The organism is Pseudomonas sp. S1_E05, from assembly GCF_056337105.1.
Genome location: NZ_JBFRHM010000001.1, coordinates 3,820,283 through 3,837,294 on the forward strand (window position 1 = coordinate 3,820,283; position 17,012 = coordinate 3,837,294).

Below are 17,012 nucleotides of genomic sequence, written 5' to 3' on the forward strand. Positions count from 1 at the left end.
ACAGGCGTGATTCAAAACGGCTTGTCGAAGGTAATTTGCGGCTCTTTGTAGGGCCCTTTGACGGTGTATTTTACACTCGCGAAACGCGCCACGCGGTCACCGATCAGCTTGTCGATGAGGAACAACGCGCCGCCGACAGCCGGGGCGCCAACGATCAGAGCAGCAATCGGCAAGTTATTGGTCACCGGCAGTGTCACCAGGAGCTTGGCGTCGATCTTCTCGTCCACCAGACTGAGCGTGCCATCCAGTTCCACGTTACTCGATGGCCCTGTCATCACGATCGGCTTGCTGGTCACATAGACGCCGTTCGTAGCCGTCAAGAGCCCCTTGACCCGATCGTAGCTCAACCCTTTGCCGAACAGGTCGGAAAAGTCCAGGCGCAAGCGGCGTCCGATGGAATTGAAGTTGAGCAGGCCAAACACCCGCAATGCCTGGGCGCTGCCCTCGACTTCGACGAACTGACCTTTATTGAGCGACGCGTCGAGAGTGCCCGAGAACCGCTTGGTGGCGAGCCACGCCGGTGAACCGGGCCACCGCCCGTCGATGTCCATGTGGAAATCCTCACTGGTGACGCTCGGCGCAAACCCCCAGCCCTTGAGTACATCGGCCAGGTTCTTGCCGCTGGCGCGCCCCTTGAACCAACTGGCTGATGCGCCGGGCGCGCCTTCCCACCCACCGTCACCCTGCAACAGAATGCCCTTGAGCCCCATATCCATGGTATTGAGGTTGATGCCCTTGCCGGTCGGGCGCACTTTCAGTGACCAGCCACCCACCAGGTCAGGTCCCAGAAACAACTGATTGATGGTGATATCCAGAGCGGGAATCTTCGTCGGATCGACGTTGGCCAGCGGGTCCGGGGCGTTTTCATCGGCCTGGACCGTCGGATCCGGCGCCGGCAAACGCACCGATTGCAGGTTCACCGCTATCGGCGCGGCTTTCGCATCGGGGATACCGACGCTGCCCTTCACCTGCTGGCTGTCGAGTTGCAAGGCCCAAGCGGCCGGCTTGCGATTCAATTGCACCGACGCCTGATCCAGCGTGGTGCCTAAACCGCTGAGCTTACCGACTTTGACGTCAACGCTACTGAGCAACTGCTTGGCGCTGCTGCCTGGATCCTGCCCGGCGTACTTGTCCACCAGGTCTTTCCAGGGGCCGACGTCCAGCTCGGACAACGAACCACGGACCCGCAGGCCCTTGGCACCGGGTAGGACCGCCTCGCCATTGCCAAGGAACAACTCGCCACGACCGTCGGCGAAGCTGGCGGGCTGCGCCGCAAAGGTGAAACTCGCCAACTCGCCGTACCTGGCCCAGTACCGACGCTCCTGCCCTTGCAGGGTCATGCGGAACATCGTGTCGCGCCCGACATCCGCAGTCATGCCGAACGGCGCCGGCAAATCGACGGCCACGCCCTTGAGACTGGAATTGACCATCAACTGACTGTCATCGCCGCCCAGGTTCAATTGCAGTTGGTAGGGAATCAACCCGGACACCGGCAACGGTTGGGTCACGCTCAGCCAGTCGGTGAGCTTCTTGACCTCCACCTGCCCCGAGGCAGCCACTCTCGTCTTGATCTTGCCAGGGCTGCCGTCCGCGAAAATCTGCGCCGTAACCGGTCGATCAAAAGCGCGGGCGCTGATGTTTTGTCCGCTCAGCCCCTTGGCACTGTCGAAGCGGAAATCGCCCTTGAGCTGTGTCAGTTCAAGGGCTGGCTCGGCGAGTTTCAAACGCGCCTTGGCGGTCTTGAAGTCGACCAGGATCTTGGGCTCCTCACCCTTGGCCAGCGGGATGTCCAGCTTCAACTTCCCGGAGAGGTCCCCTTCACCTTGCCAGCCGGCAAAGGTGTCCGCAGTGCCTATCGGTGCCTCCTGGAGGATTTTCAAGCCATCGCCCAGGCCACCCTCGAACCCGCCGTCGAGCAACAGGTGAACACTTTGTCCGGCCGGTGCATGGGGGATATTGACGTAGATGTCGCTGACCTGGGTGTCGAGCAATTGGCCTTTGCTCGCCAGAATTCGCACGCCACTGTCTTCGATGAACACATCGCCACTGACCTTGCTGACATGTGGCCAACCGGGCTGGAAGGCCAGTTCGGCATCATGCACCTTGAAGAACAGGCTGATGCTGCGATCTGCGTCGGCAGCGCCATGGTTGAGCGAGCCCTGATACTGGAAAAAACCCTGATCCACGGCGCCCTTCAGGATCGCCGTTCGCAACCATTCATCCAGTTCCGGGCTGAGCACCTGCGGCAGGTATTTGGCGGTGTATTTGCCATCCCCTTCCACCAGGCCGACCCGCAGGTCCATGTAGTCTTCCTGAGTGTGGTCGAAATGCAGGCGGATCAGGAAGTCACCGGCGATCTTGCCCTCCTCGCCCAGCACCTTCAGATAGGGCGCAATCAGGGTGAAGCCTTCCTTGTCGAGCTTCCAGGTCAGCCGCGCATTGGCCTGGATGTATTGCCATGGCTTGGCGAAGATCGGGTCCAGATGCAGGACAAAATCCTTGCTGTCCATGCGCAGTTCGCCGTGACCCAGATCGCCGCTGATACTGCCGCTGACGTTTCGCGCTGCCGGCGCGCCGTGGTAGGCGTCAAAACCGACCTGGTCGAGGTTGGCGGCAAAGCTGACCTTGGTGTCGTCGGTGGCATTGGGGCGGAAATCGAGCAGCACGTTGCGCAGCCCACCGGTCACCTTGAGCCGCTCAACCGCCGTGGCAACGCCCTGGGGGAGGGGCGCCAGGGCATTGAGCAAGGGTGTCAGCGGGGTCAGGTCGAGGCGGTCGGCTTGCAGATGCCAAAGTTCTTCGACCTTGTCGGTCGCCACACTCTGGCGCAATTGCAGGCGCGATTCCCAGCGGGTTTCGCCAACGTTCATGGCCAGGGAATCCACGGTCATCAGCAAGCCTTCGGAGCTGCGTTGGAAGTAACCGTTGAGCGCCAGATTGTTGATCTGGACAGGCTTGCGTTCGGCGTAGGCACCCTTGAGCAACGGCGCATTCAAGCGCACCGCACCACTTTGCAAAGCACCCTTGTTCCAGTTGAACCAGAGTTCCCCGCCGGCCTTGATCCGGGAAAAATCCCATTGCCGGGTCACGCGTTTGGGCAACCATTTCGACCAATCGCTTTGCGGCAGGCTCAAATAAGCGTCCACTTCGCCATCCTGCCACTGGCTGGCGCGAATACGGGTGCGCAGGCTCATCGCTACCGGCTGGCCATCAGGCAGGTTCAGCCGCGCATCGAGGCGCTGGCGGTACGCACCGGTTTTCAGGTTCAGCCCCACGTAGGTAAAGGTCAGCGGCGGCTGGTCCAGCGGCTGCAGAGTCACCTGGCTGTCGAGCACCGACAACTGCTGCACGATTTGCATACGATTGAGCAACTGCTCGGGGTCCAGTGGCTGGTCCCCCTGCACCGGCAAACCTTCCAGCGCCCAATGACTGTCTTCGCCTTCCTTGAGGTTGATTTTCAGGCCGTTGAGCTCGAGGTGGGCGATGCGCACTTCACGCGCCAGCAGGCTGGCCCAGATATCCGGCACCACGCGCACCTGATCCAGGTGCAAGGCGTTGGCGCCCTCACCGACCATGACGTCGCGGGCGAACAGAATCGGCGCGAAACCCGCCCAACTGCCTTCCAGCGATCCGATGTTCAGTGGCATACCCAGGGCTGCGCTGCCCTTGGCTTCGACTTCGGCCTGGTATTCGGCTACCAGCGGCGTCAGTTCACGCCCCAGGCTGACATACAGCGCCATCAACACCAAAACCAACGCGCACAGGCCCAGTCCCCAGCGGGTCAGCACGGCCATGAGGCGTGTCAGACGGTCCATGTCAGTTGGCTCCCATGGCAAGAAAACTGCGACAAGCTGAGGCCAGCCGGACTAGTGAGGATGAAACACAGGGATTCAGAGCAGCACCACGTCGTATTGTTCCTGGGAATACATGGTTTCTACCTGAAATCGGATGGTGCGCCCGATAAAACCTTCCAGCTCGGCGACGTTGCCCGATTCTTCATCGAGCAGGCGGTCAACGACTTTCTGGTTCGCCAATACACGATAGCCCTCCGCCTGATAAGCGCGAGCTTCGCGCAGGATTTCGCGGAAGATTTCGTAGCAAACAGTTTCCGGGGTTTTCAGCTTGCCGCGCCCCTGGCAGCTGTTGCACGGCTCGCAAAGGACTTGCTCCAGGCTTTCACGGGTGCGCTTGCGCGTCATCTGCACCAGGCCGAGTTCGGTGATGCCGATGATGTTGGTCTTGGCGTGATCGCGCTCCAGTTGCTTCTCGAGTGTGCGCAGGACCTGGCGCTGGTGTTCTTCGTCTTCCATGTCGATGAAGTCGATGATGATGATCCCGCCCAGGTTGCGCAGGCGCAGTTGACGCGCGATGGCGGTCGCGGCTTCGAGGTTGGTCTTGAAAATGGTTTCTTCAAGGTTGCGATGACCCACGAACGCCCCGGTGTTGACGTCGATGGTGGTCATGGCTTCCGCCGGGTCCACCACCAGGTAGCCGCCGGACTTCAGCGGAACCTTGCGCTCCAGGGCTTTCTGGATTTCATCTTCGACGCCGTACAAGTCGAAAATGGGTCGCTCGCCCGGGTAATGCTCCAGGCGATCAGCAATTTCCGGCATGAGCTCGCCGACAAATTGTGTGGTTTTCTGGAAGGTTTCCCGGGAGTCAATCCGGATTTTTTCGATCTTGGGGCTGACCAGATCGCGCAGCGTGCGCAACGCCAGGCCAAGGTCTTCGTAGATCACGCTCGGCGCGCTGATGGTCTTGATCTGATCGCTGATCTGGTCCCAGAGCCTGCGCAGGTAGCGGATGTCCATAAGGATTTCATCGGCGCCCGCCCCTTCGGCGGCGGTGCGCAGGATGAACCCACCGGTTTCCGTGATCCCTTCCTTGGCCACGCAATCTGAAACCACCTGCTTGAGTCGCTCGCGCTCGGCTTCGTCTTCGATCTTCAGGGAAATGCCGACATGTGCAGTGCGCGGCATGTACACCAGGTACCGCGAAGGGATCGACAACTGGGTGGTCAGGCGTGCGCCCTTGGAGCCGATAGGGTCCTTGGTCACTTGCACCACCAGGCTTTGGCCTTCATGCACCAGCGCGCTGATGCTTTCGACCGCAGGCCCCTCACGCAAGGAAATCTCCGACGCGTGAATGAACGCCGCACGGTCCAGACCGATATCGACGAAGGCCGCTTGCATGCCCGGTAATACGCGCACGACCTTGCCTTTGTAGATATTGCCGACGATGCCGCGCTTTTGCGTGCGCTCGACATGGACCTCTTGCAGAACACCGTTTTCAACCACCGCCACGCGCGATTCCATCGGCGTGATGTTGATCAGGATCTCTTCACTCATGGCAGGGTCTCGTCCAGGCATGTTCACGATTATGGTCGCATCTTGTCATTACGACGCTCAGGGCGCGCCAAGGGTTTGCCAACAGGGTATGTCGAAACGGCCCAGCAACTGTGCGGTTTCACACAGTGGCAGTCCGACGACCGCCGAATAGCTGCCATCGAGCCCTGCGACAAATACCGCGCCCAGTCCTTGAATACCATAGCCTCCCGCCTTGTCCCGGGGTTCGCCGCTGGCCCAATAGGCCGCCGCTTCAGCACGGTCGATGGGGCGAAAACGCACCAGACTGCGCACCACCCGCGACTCACTACGTTCGCCGTCCAGCACCGCAATGGCGGTCAATACTTCATGTTCTTGACCGGCCAACATCATAAGCATGGCGCACGCATCGGCTTCGTCCACCGGTTTACCGAGAATTTTCCCGTTCAGCACCACAGCGGTATCGGCACCGAGCACGCAAAACGGGGCGTCGGACACCACAAAACGGCGGCCCGCTTCGGCCTTGCCGCGCGCAAGGCGCTCGACATAGGCCGACGGCGATTCGTGATTCAAGGGGGTTTCATCAATGTCCGCGCTGATGGCGGTGAACGGCACGCCGATCTGCGTAAGCAGCTCGCGCCGACGTGGCGAACCTGAGGCAAGGTAAAGCGCTTTCATCCAGACATCTCCCTGTCGAGGTGCGGGCTAATGCCTGACCGAATCAGTTGATTTTGTAGCGTCGACGCAACCCGCGCAAACCGAAGCTGATCCACGGCCAGAGCAAGGCACTGACCAGGGCTGGCAAAACCAGCGCCAACGTGGGCTGACGATTGCCGGTCAGGGCGCTCAGCCATAGCTGCACCAGCTGCGCCAGGCCGAAGATCACCAGGATCACCAGGCTCTGCTGCCACATCGGGAACATCCGCAGCCGTTGTTGCAACGAGAGCACCAGAAACGTGATGAGTGTCAGGATGAGTGCGTTCTGACCCAGCAACGTGCCGTAGAGCACGTCTTCAGCCAGGCCCAGGCAAAACGCGGTAACCATGCCGACTTTCTGCGGCATCGCCAGCGCCCAGAATGCCAGGAGCAACGCGAGCCACAACGGGCGCAGGATTTCCATGAACTGTGGCAAAGGCGAAACACTGAGCAACAGGCCGATGGCGAATGTCAGCCAGACCATCCAGCCGTTTCGGGAGGCGGTAGCACCGGGCATTATTCTCTCCCCCCTGTAGCGGCTGGCGCGGAGACAGGCGGTTTGGCGGCAGGTTTCGCCGCAGCCGGCGGCTTGGCGGCGGGATGTGTGGCAGCAGGCTTGGCCGGAGTCGCAGTCGCCGGCGCGGCCGGAGCAGGCGCAGGGGTTGCAGCTGGCGTCGTCGCTGCCGGGGCAATCACGCCGACAGGCTTCGCCACGGCAGGCGGAATGATCGGCCCACCGCCCAGTGCGTCAAGGTGTTCCTGGGCCTGAGCGGCGTCATTGGCACGCTCTTCGGCGGTGCGGTTATCGCTGAACACCAGCAGCAGGTAGCGGCTGCGGTTCAGGGCGGCCGTCGGTACGGCGCGGACAATGGCAAACGGCTGACCGGAGTCGTGGATCACTTCCTTGACCGTTGCAACGGGATAACCCGCCGGGAAACGCTGGCCAAGACCAGAGCTGACCAGCAGGTCGCCTTCCTTGATGTCGGCGGTGTCGGCCACGTGACGCAGTTCAAGGCGCTCCGGGTTGCCGGTGCCGCTGGCGATCGCCCGCAGGCCGTTACGGTTCACCTGTACCGGTATGCTGTGGGTGGTGTCGGTCAGCAGTAATACGCGGGATGTGTACGGCATCAACTCGACTACCTGGCCCATCAGGCCACGGGCATCGAGTACCGGCTGACCGAGCACCACGCCATCGCGCTCACCTTTGTTGATGATGATGCGATGGGTGAAGGGGTTGGGGTCCATGCCGATCAACTCGGCCACTTCGACCTTCTCGTTGACCAGCGCGGAAGAATTGAGCAACTCGCGCAGACGCACGTTCTGCTCGGTGAGGGCGGCAAGCTTTTGCATGCGGCCCTGCAACAGCAGGTTTTCAGTCTTGAGTTTTTCGTTTTCGGCGACGAGTTCGGTACGGCTGCCAAACTGGCTGGCCACACCTTGCCACAGCCGCTGCGGCAGGTCGGTGATCCAGTAGGACTGCATCAGCACCAACGACATCTGGCTACGCACGGGCTTGAGCAGCGCGAAGCGGGCATCGACCACCATCAGCGCGACCGATAGCACGGCCAGCACCAACAAGCGCACGCCTAGTGAAGGCCCTTTGGTGAAAAGCGGTTTAATAAGCCGCTCCTCCCAGGCAAATATTCCGTTTATTCATACGCCAAGACCGGCCGGGATAAGACTGACAGAAGATAAACGCCAACAGGCGGCACTGCAAAGTGCCGCCTGCGGGCGCTACAGCAAGGATGCATCAAGCGAAATCACTCGCTCGACAGCAGGTCCATGGTGTGTTTGTCCATCATTTCCAGTGCACGACCACCGCCGCGAGCCACGCAGGTCAGCGGGTCTTCGGCAACGATGACCGGCAGACCGGTTTCCTGGGCCAGCAACTTGTCGAGGTCACGCAACAGGGCGCCACCGCCAGTCAGCACCAGGCCACGCTCGGCGATGTCGGAAGCCAGCTCCGGAGGCGATTGCTCCAGGGCGCTCTTCACGGCCTGAACGATGGTGGCCAGGGACTCTTGCAGAGCTTCCAGCACTTCATTGGAGTTCAGGGTGAACGCGCGCGGAACGCCTTCAGCCAGGTTACGGCCACGAACGTCGACTTCACGCGTTTCGCCGCCTGGGTAGGCCGTACCGATTTCCTGCTTGATGCGTTCGGCGGTGGACTCACCGATCAGGCTGCCATAGTTGCGACGCACGTAGGTGATGATCGCTTCGTCGAAGCGGTCGCCACCTACCCGTACGGATTCGGCGTAAACCACACCGTTCAGGGAGATCAGCGCGATCTCGGTGGTACCACCACCGATATCGACGACCATCGAACCACGTGCTTCCTCAACCGGCAGGCCGGCACCGATCGCAGCCGCCATTGGCTCTTCGATCAGGAACACTTCACGTGCACCGGCACCGAGGGCCGACTCACGGATGGCACGGCGCTCAACCTGGGTGGATTTGCACGGAACGCAGATCAGCACGCGAGGGCTTGGCTGCAGGAAACTGTTCTCGTGAACCTTGTTGATGAAATATTGCAGCATCTTTTCGCAGACGCTGAAGTCGGCGATCACGCCATCCTTCATCGGACGAATGGCCGCGATATTGCCCGGCGTACGACCGAGCATGCGCTTGGCCTCGGTGCCGACAGCGACGACACTTTTCTGGTTACCGTGTGTCCGAATAGCCACAACCGATGGCTCATTCAGGACGATACCGCGCTCGCGCACGTAAATAAGGGTGTTGGCAGTGCCCAGGTCAATGGAAAGATCGCTGGAAAACATGCCACGCAGTTTCTTGAACATGGGAAAGGGACCCTAGGCAACGCGTGGGTAAAAAAAGTGCGGCAAACTCTAACAACGACAGGGATTTTGGGCAAGGCGCCAATATGTTAAATTGGCCGCTTTTCTGTGCACCAAGCCCCACAATCGCGGCCTTATTGACCGTAGAAGTGCGGTAGTGTTCCGACAACACTAACACACGGACACCGTCCGTCCTGTTTTCCACTGGAGAATCCCATGGCGCTTGAACGCTCCGACGTGGAAAAAATCGCTCATTTGGCCTGTCTTGGCCTGAATGAAGACGATCTTCCACATATTACTTCGGCCCTGAACAGTATTCTGGGTCTGGTCGACGAAATGCAGGCGGTCAATACCGACGATATCGAGCCGCTGGCCCATCCATTGGAAGCCAGCCAGCGCCTGCGTGCCGACATCGTGACCGAGTCCAATCATCGCGAGGCGTACCAATCCATCGCACCAGCGGTCGAAAACGGCCTGTACCTGGTTCCGAAAGTCATCGACTAAAGGGAAAGAGCCTGCAATGCATCAATTGACCCTGGCCGAGATCGCCCGCGGACTCGCCGATAAAAAGTTTTCTTCCGAAGAGCTGACCAAGTCCCTGCTGGCGCGCATTACCCAGCTCGACCCTCAACTCAACAGTTTCATCAGCCTCACCGAAGAGCTGGCGCTTCAGCAGGCCAAAGCCGCTGACGCACGTCGGGCCAATGGTGAGAGCGGTGCCCTGCTCGGTGCGCCGATCGCCCACAAAGACCTGTTCTGCACCCAGGGCATTCGCACCAGCTGCGGCTCGAAGATGCTCGACAACTTCAAGGCCCCGTACGACGCGACCGTGGTTGCCAAACTGGCCGCCGCCGGCGCCGTGACCCTGGGCAAGACCAACATGGACGAATTCGCCATGGGTTCGGCCAACGAGTCCAGCTACTACGGTGCAGTGAAAAACCCGTGGAACCTGGAACACGTTCCGGGTGGTTCGTCGGGCGGTTCGGCGGCGGCAGTGGCAGCGCGCCTGCTGCCGGCGGCCACAGGCACCGACACCGGCGGTTCGATCCGCCAACCCGCGGCGCTGACCAACCTCACTGGCCTGAAACCGACCTACGGTCGCGTTTCACGCTGGGGCATGATCGCCTACGCCTCCAGCCTCGATCAGGGCGGCCCGTTGGCGCGCACCGCCGAAGATTGCGCGATCCTGCTGCAAGGCATGGCCGGCTTCGACCCTAACGACTCCACCAGCATCGACGAACCGGTGCCCGACTACAGCGCCAGCCTCAACGGCTCGCTGCAAGGCCTGCGCATTGGCGTGCCGAAGGAATACTTCAGCGCTGGTCTCGACCCGCGCATCGCCGAGCTGATCCACAACAGCGTCAAGGAGCTGCAAAAGCTCGGTGCCGTGGTCAAGGAAATCAGCCTGCCGAACATGCAGCACGCCATTCCGGCGTACTACGTGATTGCCCCGGCGGAGGCCTCTTCCAATCTGTCGCGTTTCGACGGCGTGCGTTTCGGCTACCGCTGCGAAGCCCCGAAAAACCTGATCGACCTGTACAAGCGCTCCCGTGGCGAAGGTTTCGGCCCGGAAGTGCAGCGCCGGATCATGGTCGGTGCCTACGCGCTGTCGGCCGGTTACTACGACGCTTACTACCTGAAGGCGCAAAAAATCCGTCGCCTGATCAAGAACGACTTCATGGCCGCCTTCAACGAGGTCGACATCATTCTCGGCCCAACCACGCCAAACCCGGCCTGGAAGCTGGGCGCCAAGAACAGCGACCCGGTCGCTGCGTACCTGGAAGACGTCTACACCATCACCGCGAACCTCGCGGGCCTGCCAGGCCTGTCGATGCCGGCCGGTTTTGTCGACGGTCTGCCGGTTGGCGTGCAACTGCTCGCCCCGTATTTCCAGGAAGGCCGCTTGCTCAATGTTGCCCATCAGTACCAACTCAACACTGATTGGCACACCCGCACCCCAACCGGCTTCTGAGGAGACACACATGCAATGGGAAGTCGTGATCGGGCTGGAGATTCATACTCAGCTCACCACCCGGTCGAAAATCTTTTCCGGTAGTTCCACCACCTTCGGTTCCGAACCGAACACCCAGGCCAGCCTGGTTGACCTCGGTATGCCTGGCGTCCTGCCGGTGCTGAACCAGGAAGCGGTGCGCATGGCGGTGATGTTCGGCCTGGCCATCGATGCCGAGATCGGACAGCACAACGTGTTCGCCCGTAAAAACTATTTCTACCCCGACCTGCCCAAGGGCTACCAGATCAGCCAGATGGAATTGCCGATCGTCGGCAAGGGCCACCTGGACATCGCCTTGGAAGACGGCACGGTCAAGCGCGTCGGCATCACTCGTGCGCACCTGGAAGAAGACGCCGGCAAGAGCCTGCACGAAGAGTTCAACGGTGCCAGTGGCATCGACCTGAACCGTGCTGGCACGCCGCTGCTGGAAATCGTTTCCGAGCCGGACATGCGCAGCGCCAAGGAGGCCGTGGCTTACGTCAAAGCGATCCACGCGCTGGTACGTTACCTGGGCATCTGCGACGGCAACATGGCCGAAGGTTCGCTGCGTTGCGACTGCAACGTGTCGATCCGTCCAAAAGGCCAGGTCGAGTTTGGCACCCGCTGCGAGATCAAGAACGTCAACTCGTTCCGCTTCATCGAGAAGGCGATCAACAGCGAAATCCAGCGCCAGATCGAGCTGATCGAGGACGGTGGCAAGGTCATCCAGCAGACCCGCCTGTACGACCCGAACAAGGACGAAACCCGTCCGATGCGCAGCAAGGAGGAAGCCAACGACTACCGTTACTTCCCGGATCCGGACCTGCTGCCGGTGGTTATCGAGGACTCGTTCCTCAATGACGTACGCGCCACCCTGCCGGAATTGCCGCCACAGAAACGCGAGCGTTTCCAGGAGCAATTCGGCCTCTCGGTCTACGACGCGAGCGTGTTGGCGACCAGCCGCGAGCAAGCCGATTACTTCGAGAAAGTCGCGAGCATCGGCGGCGACGCCAAGCTGGCGGCCAACTGGGTCATGGTCGAGCTGGGCAGCCTGTTGAACAAGCAAGGCGTGGACATCGACGAGTCGCCGGTGTCGGCCGAGCAATTGGGCGGCATGCTGCTACGCATCAAGGACAACACCATTTCCGGCAAAATCGCCAAAGTGGTGTTCGAGGCGATGGCCGCCGGTGAAGGCAGCGCGGACGAAATCATCGACAAGCGCGGTCTCAAGCAGGTGACCGACAGCGGCGCTATCTCGGCGGTGCTGGACGAAATGCTGGCGGCCAATGCAGAACAGGTCGAGCAATACCGTGCGGCAGATGAAGCCAAACGCGGCAAAATGTTCGGCTTCTTCGTCGGCCAGGCCATGAAAGCCTCCAAAGGCAAGGCCAACCCGCAACAGGTCAACGAACTGCTGAAAAGCAAGCTCGAGGGCTGATGAGAATGGAGCCAGTACCCAAGCCTGGCTCAAATCCCTGTGGGAGCGGCGGTGCGCCGCTCCCACATTTACAACTGGGAAACCGTTTATGAAGCGTCTCCTCGGCACCTGCGCCCTGCTCTCGCTCCTGGCCGGTTGCGCCAGCACCGACACCGTCGACCCGCACGGCTACGACCAGACGGGCGTCGCCTCCTATTACGGTGCCAAACACCAGGGCAAGCGCACCGCCAGTGGTGAGCGCTTCGACAAGAATTCCCTGACCGCCGCCCATCGCCAGTTGCCATTCGGCACCCGGGTGAAGGTCACCAACCTTTCAAACGACAGATCCTGCGTCGTACGCATCAATGATCGCGGGCCACATACCCGTGGACGCCTGATCGACTTGTCTCACGAAGCCGCCGAGCAACTGGGCATGATCCGTAGCGGCACCGCGCGGGTTCGTGTGCAAGCCCTCGACTGACCCAGGGAGCCGCGACCATTTTCGGACTTGCCGACCTTCCCCTGCTCAGCGTGCTGGAACTGCTCAGCGGCCTGGTGCTGCTGATCGTCGGCGCAGAGCTGATGGTGCGCGCCGCCGTCCGCGTCGCCGCCCGCCTGCATGTACGGCCATTGATCATCGGCCTGACCATCGTCGCCCTCGGCAGCAGTGCCCCGCAAATGGCGGTCAGCCTGCAAGCCACCCTGGCGCAGAACGTCGACATCGCGGTCAGCAGCGTGATCGGTAGCAGCATCTTCAACATCCTCGTCACCCTCGGGTTATCGGCGCTGATCATCCCGCTGCGGGTGTCTCGCCAACTGGTGCGCCTGGATATTCCGTTGATGATTGGCGCCAGCCTGCTGGTGTTCCTGTTGGCGTGGAACGAAGAACTGACGCGCACCGATGGCGTCTTCCTGCTGACGGCGCTGGCATTGTATCTGGGCTTGCTGCTGCGCCAGTCGCAGCATTCGGCACGCCCGCAATCGACTCCACATGAGGGCCCCGAGGCCTCCTGGCTGAGTAGCCTGCTGATGATCGTCGGCGGCCTCGCCCTGCTGGTGTATGCCGGCCATCTGCTACTAGGAGCCGCCGTATCGGTGGCCACCGACCTCGGGCTGTCGGAGCGAATCATCGGTCTCACCGTTGTCGCAGTGAGCACCTCCCTGCCTGAACTGGCAACTTCCTTGATTGCCGCCCTGCGCGGACAGCGCGATATTGCCGTGGGTAACGTGATCGGCAGCAACCTGTTCAACCTGCTGGGCGTGCTGGGTGTGACGGCACTGATTGCACCCACGCCGCTGTCGGTGTCACCCAACGCGCTGGATTTCGACTTGCCGGTGATGCTTGGCGTCGCGGCACTATGCCTGCCGGTGTTCTATTCCGGTTATCGGGTGACCCGCGCCGAAGGCCTGGTATTTCTGGGTTTGTACCTGGTTTATGGCCTGCACGTGGTGTCGTTCACCACCGGTATGCCGCTGGCCGGCAAGCTTGAGCGCCTGATGCTGTTTTTCGTTTTGCCAGCACTGGTGGCGTTTTTGCTGTTCACGTCGCTGCGCGCCTGGCGCCGCCAACATCACAAAAAGGAGTTGCCATGACCGATCACAAAAAGCCCGGTGTTGAAGTGCGCCGACAGGTGATGGGCGATGCGTTCGTCGACCGCGCCCTGGGCAATGCCACCGAGTTCACCCAACCGCTGCAGGATTTCGTCAACGAGCATGCCTGGGGCAGCGTATGGAACCGCGAAGGTCTGCCGCTGAAAACCCGCAGCCTGATCACCCTTGCGGCACTGACCGCGCTGAAGTGCCCGCAAGAACTGAAAGGCCACGTGCGCGGTGCGCTGAACAACGGTTGCACCGTGGAAGAGATTCGCGAGGCGCTGCTGCATTGTGCGGTGTATGCGGGTGTGCCGGCGGCGATCGACGCGTTTCGGGCGGCGCAGGAAGTGATCGACAGTTATCAGAAGCCTGAGTGACAGGTCTGGCCCCTTCGCGGGCAAGCCCGCTCCTACAGGGGGGTCATGTTGTTCATAAATCCTCTGTAGAAGCGAGCTTGCTCGCGATGGGGCCCTAAAGAACACTGAAAATGCCGGACCTAGATCCACCCACCCCATTGCAACAGAAATATCCCGATATTGGTGGTCACCGCCGCCATCAGGGTGGTGATTACAATGATCGCCGCCGCCAGCTCATGGTTGCCATTGGCCTGGCGGGCCATGACAAAACTGGCCGCCGCCGTCGGGCTGCCGAAGTACAGGAACAGAATCCCCAGCTCGGCCCCGCGAAAACCCCAGAGCCACGCGCCCAGCGTCGCCAGCACCGGCAGGCCGACCATTTTCACCAGACTCGAACTCAACGCCAACGAACCACTCTTGCGCATCGCCGCCAGTGACAACGTGCCACCGATACAGATCAGCGCCAGGGGTAAGGTGGTTTGCGCCAGGTACTGGCCCGAGGTCTCCAACCAGCCCGGCAGGGGGATCTTGAAGTAGGCGAACGGCGCGGCGGCAATCACGCTGATGATCAGCGGATTGTTCATCACGCTTTTGCAGATGCTCCACGGATCGGACTTGATCACCGGGCTGTAGACCGCCAGCACGATTGTCGACAGGGTGTTGTAGAACAGGATCACCAGCGCCGCGAGGATTGCCCCCAGGGAAATCCCGTAGTCGCCGTACATGCTTGCCGCCAGTGCAAGCCCGATCACCCCGTTGTTGCCGCGAAAGGCGCCCTGGGTGTAGATCCCGCGATCCTCCTTCGGGCACTTGAAGATCGCCCAGCCCCAAGCGACCGCGAAGCTCACCAGCGTGGCAATGGCGAAATAGATCAGCAGCGCCGGTTGCAACGCGGCGTGCAGGTCGGCATGCAGGATCCCCAGGAACAGCAACGCCGGCATGGTGACGTTGAACACCAGGGCCGACGCGGTGTGAATGAAGTTGTCATTGATCCAGTTGACGCGCTTGAGCAGTACTCCCAGAAACAGCATGGCAAACACCGGAGCGGTGATGTTCAGGGTTTCGAGGAAGATTGCCAGCATGCCGGAGGGACCTATGAGGGATGCGTCGTTAGGGGGCTAATGATAATCCACTAATGGCACCGGCGTCTGGGAGAAAGTCTTCGCGAGCAAGTCGGATCGCCGCACCGCCGCTCCCACAGAGATTTGCAGCAATCACAAAACCTGTAGGAGCGGCGGTGCAGCGATCCGACTTGCCCGCGATGAACGATAACGCGGTCTCAGGTAATCGGCGCCGGATTGAACAACGTAATGTCGTTATGCAGCTTGTGCTGCTCCGACCATGTCTGCTTCTTGCCGCTGGCCACGTCCAGGTAGTAATGGAACAACTCCCAGCCGAGGTCTTCGATGGAAGCACGACCGGTGGCAATCCGTCCGGCATCGATGTCGATCAGGTCCGGCCAGCGCTGAGCCAGTTCGGTTCGGGTCGAAACCTTCACCACGGGCGCCATTGCCAGGCCGTACGGTGTACCACGACCGGTGGTGAACACGTGCAGATTCATCCCCGCCGCCAACTGCAAAGTCCCGCAGACAAAATCGCTGGCCGGGGTCGCGCAAAAGATCAGGCCTTTGCTCTTGAAGCGTTCACCAGGGCCAAGCACGCCGTTGATCGCGCTGCTGCCGGACTTGACGATGGAGCCCAGGGACTTCTCGACGATGTTCGACAACCCGCCTTTCTTGTTGCCCGGCGTGGTGTTGGCGCTGCGGTCCGCTTCACCCTTGGCCAGGTAACGGTCGTACCAGTCCATTTCGCGCACCAGTTCCTGGGCGACTTCCTCGGTTTCGGCTCGGGACGTCAGCAGGTAGATGGCATCGCGCACTTCGGTGACTTCGGAAAACATCACCGTCGCACCGGCGCGCAGCAGCAAGTCAGAGGCGTAACCCAGCGCCGGGTTGGCGGTGATGCCGGAAAACGCATCGCTGCCACCGCATTGCATGCCCAGGATCAGCTCGGACGCCGGCACGGTTTCCCGGCGACGTTGATCGAGCTTCTTCAGGCGAACCTCGGCCAGCGCCATGATCTGTTCGATCATTTCGGTAAAACCGTGGCTGGAATCCTGCAAGCGATACAGCCACTCATCGCTCAAGTCCACCGAACGGTCGTTCTCGTGCATCACCTGCCCTGCCTGCAATTTCTCGCAGCCCAGGCTGATCACCAGGGCTTCGCCACCCAGGTTCGGGTTGCGTGCCAGGTTGCGCACGGTACGGATCGGGATGTACGCGTCCGTCGCGGTGATCGCCACACCACAGCCGTAGCTGTGGGTCAGGGCCACCACGTCATCGACGTGTGGGTACTTGGGCAGCAATTCGTCCTTGATGCGCTTGACCGCATGGTCCAGCACCCCGGTCACACATTGCACGGTGGTGGTAATGCCCAGGATGTTGCGCGTGCCGACGGTGCCGTCGGCATTGCGGTAACCCTCGAAGGTATAACCTTCCAGCGGTGCTTGCGCGGCCGGCACTTCGGTGGACAGCGGCAAGCTGTCCAGCGGTGGCGCGGTCGGCATGCGCAGTTGATCTTCCTTGACCCAACTGCCGCGTGGAATCGGCTGTAAGGCGTAGCCAATGGTCTGGCCGTAACGAATCACCTGACCACCCTCTGGGATGTCTTCCAGGGTGACCTTGTGGCTCTGTGGCACGAAGTCTACGGTCACCAGGCCATCGGCAAACTCGGTGCCAGCCGGAACGCCCTGATCGTTGACCACGATCACTACGTTGTCGCGCTCGTGCAGGCGGATGTAGCGCGGCGAGTCGGAATGTTCAATCAACTGCATAACGCCGC

The 17,012-nt window shown here is 61.1% G+C and carries 14 protein-coding genes; 6 read left to right on the forward strand and 8 right to left on the reverse strand.

All coding sequences use genetic code 11. The annotated features are described in order from the left end of the window. Positions 1–11: 11 nt before the first annotated feature. From AB4N33_RS17785 to mreB, 6 genes are all read right to left on the reverse strand, one after another. Entirely contained in the window at positions 12–3,815 is a 3,804-nt protein-coding gene (locus AB4N33_RS17785; RefSeq protein ID WP_476457891.1) for a YhdP family protein, read from the reverse strand. Positions 3,816–3,890: 75 nt separating this feature from the next. Then, on the reverse strand, positions 3,891–5,348 hold the full coding sequence (rng, locus tag AB4N33_RS17790) for a ribonuclease G (protein ID WP_460118128.1): 1,458 nt from the start codon (positions 5,346–5,348) through the stop codon (positions 3,891–3,893). A gap of 57 nt (positions 5,349–5,405) precedes the next feature. Beyond that, on the reverse strand, positions 5,406–6,002 hold the full coding sequence (locus tag AB4N33_RS17795; RefSeq protein WP_460118130.1) for a Maf family protein: 597 nt from the start codon (positions 6,000–6,002) through the stop codon (positions 5,406–5,408). Positions 6,003–6,045: 43 nt separating this feature from the next. After that, positions 6,046–6,537 (reverse strand): rod shape-determining protein MreD, encoded by a 492-nt coding sequence (mreD, locus tag AB4N33_RS17800; protein WP_460118131.1) that lies wholly within the window; start codon positions 6,535–6,537, stop codon positions 6,046–6,048. Next, a complete protein-coding gene (mreC, locus tag AB4N33_RS17805) occupies positions 6,537–7,640 on the reverse strand; it encodes a rod shape-determining protein MreC (protein WP_460126817.1) in 1,104 nt (367 codons plus the stop codon). The genes mreD and mreC overlap by 1 nt, the downstream gene beginning before the upstream one ends. Before the next feature lie 140 nt (positions 7,641–7,780). Then, complete coding sequence (gene mreB / locus AB4N33_RS17810; protein WP_460118133.1) at positions 7,781–8,818, reverse strand: rod shape-determining protein MreB; 1,038 nt, start codon at positions 8,816–8,818, stop codon at positions 7,781–7,783. Between the two features lie 213 nt (positions 8,819–9,031). Here mreB and gatC point away from each other — a divergent pair, with 213 nt between their 5' ends. The 6 genes from gatC to AB4N33_RS17840 all read left to right on the forward strand — a co-directional run bounded on the left by gatC (position 9,032) and on the right by AB4N33_RS17840 (position 14,192). Continuing rightward, positions 9,032–9,319, forward strand: coding sequence for an Asp-tRNA(Asn)/Glu-tRNA(Gln) amidotransferase subunit GatC (gatC, locus tag AB4N33_RS17815; protein WP_460118135.1), 288 nt, complete (start codon positions 9,032–9,034; stop codon positions 9,317–9,319). Positions 9,320–9,335: 16 nt separating this feature from the next. Continuing rightward, complete coding sequence (gene gatA, locus AB4N33_RS17820) at positions 9,336–10,787, forward strand: Asp-tRNA(Asn)/Glu-tRNA(Gln) amidotransferase subunit GatA (protein ID WP_460118137.1); 1,452 nt, start codon at positions 9,336–9,338, stop codon at positions 10,785–10,787. 10 nt (positions 10,788–10,797) lie between these two features. Then, entirely contained in the window at positions 10,798–12,243 is a 1,446-nt protein-coding gene (gene gatB, locus AB4N33_RS17825) for an Asp-tRNA(Asn)/Glu-tRNA(Gln) amidotransferase subunit GatB (RefSeq protein WP_460118139.1), read from the forward strand. 88 nt (positions 12,244–12,331) lie between these two features. Next, the gene (locus AB4N33_RS17830; protein WP_460118141.1) at positions 12,332–12,703 is read left to right on the forward strand and encodes a septal ring lytic transglycosylase RlpA family protein; all 372 of its coding nucleotides are present in this window, start codon (positions 12,332–12,334) and stop codon (positions 12,701–12,703) included. 50 nt (positions 12,704–12,753) lie between these two features. Continuing rightward, positions 12,754–13,815, forward strand: a complete 1,062-nt coding sequence (locus AB4N33_RS17835) for a calcium/sodium antiporter (RefSeq protein WP_476457892.1) — start codon at positions 12,754–12,756, stop codon at positions 13,813–13,815. After that, positions 13,812–14,192 (forward strand): carboxymuconolactone decarboxylase family protein, encoded by a 381-nt coding sequence (locus tag AB4N33_RS17840; RefSeq protein ID WP_017336520.1) that lies wholly within the window; start codon positions 13,812–13,814, stop codon positions 14,190–14,192. The genes AB4N33_RS17835 and AB4N33_RS17840 overlap by 4 nt, the downstream gene beginning before the upstream one ends. A 119-nt stretch (positions 14,193–14,311) precedes the next feature. Here AB4N33_RS17840 and AB4N33_RS17845 read toward each other — a convergent pair whose 3' ends face one another. Further along, positions 14,312–15,253 carry an AEC family transporter gene (locus AB4N33_RS17845; RefSeq protein WP_460118146.1) on the reverse strand — a complete coding sequence of 314 codons (942 nt, stop codon included), beginning with the start codon at positions 15,251–15,253 and terminating at the stop codon, positions 14,312–14,314. Positions 15,254–15,450: 197 nt separating this feature from the next. Further along, positions 15,451–17,004: a galactarate dehydratase gene (gene garD, locus AB4N33_RS17850; protein WP_460118148.1), complete on the reverse strand. Its 1,554-nt coding sequence runs from the start codon at positions 17,002–17,004 to the stop codon at positions 15,451–15,453. Positions 17,005–17,012: the final 8 nt, after the last annotated feature.

Coding starts and splice junctions, on each gene's coding strand:
- AB4N33_RS17785 (WP_476457891.1), bottom strand. CDS start 3,815: ATGGACCGTCTGACACGCCTCATGGCCGTGCTGACCCGCTGGGGACTG.
- rng (WP_460118128.1), bottom strand. CDS start 5,348: ATGAGTGAAGAGATCCTGATCAACATCACGCCGATGGAATCGCGCGTG.
- AB4N33_RS17795 (WP_460118130.1), bottom strand. CDS start 6,002: ATGAAAGCGCTTTACCTTGCCTCAGGTTCGCCACGTCGGCGCGAGCTG.
- mreD (WP_460118131.1), bottom strand. CDS start 6,537: ATGCCCGGTGCTACCGCCTCCCGAAACGGCTGGATGGTCTGGCTGACA.
- mreB (WP_460118133.1), bottom strand. CDS start 8,818: ATGTTCAAGAAACTGCGTGGCATGTTTTCCAGCGATCTTTCCATTGAC.
- gatC (WP_460118135.1), top strand. CDS start 9,032: ATGGCGCTTGAACGCTCCGACGTGGAAAAAATCGCTCATTTGGCCTGT.
- gatA (WP_460118137.1), top strand. CDS start 9,336: ATGCATCAATTGACCCTGGCCGAGATCGCCCGCGGACTCGCCGATAAA.
- gatB (WP_460118139.1), top strand. CDS start 10,798: ATGCAATGGGAAGTCGTGATCGGGCTGGAGATTCATACTCAGCTCACC.
- AB4N33_RS17830 (WP_460118141.1), top strand. CDS start 12,332: ATGAAGCGTCTCCTCGGCACCTGCGCCCTGCTCTCGCTCCTGGCCGGT.
- AB4N33_RS17840 (WP_017336520.1), top strand. CDS start 13,812: ATGACCGATCACAAAAAGCCCGGTGTTGAAGTGCGCCGACAGGTGATG.
- AB4N33_RS17845 (WP_460118146.1), bottom strand. CDS start 15,253: ATGCTGGCAATCTTCCTCGAAACCCTGAACATCACCGCTCCGGTGTTT.
- garD (WP_460118148.1), bottom strand. CDS start 17,004: ATGCAGTTGATTGAACATTCCGACTCGCCGCGCTACATCCGCCTGCAC.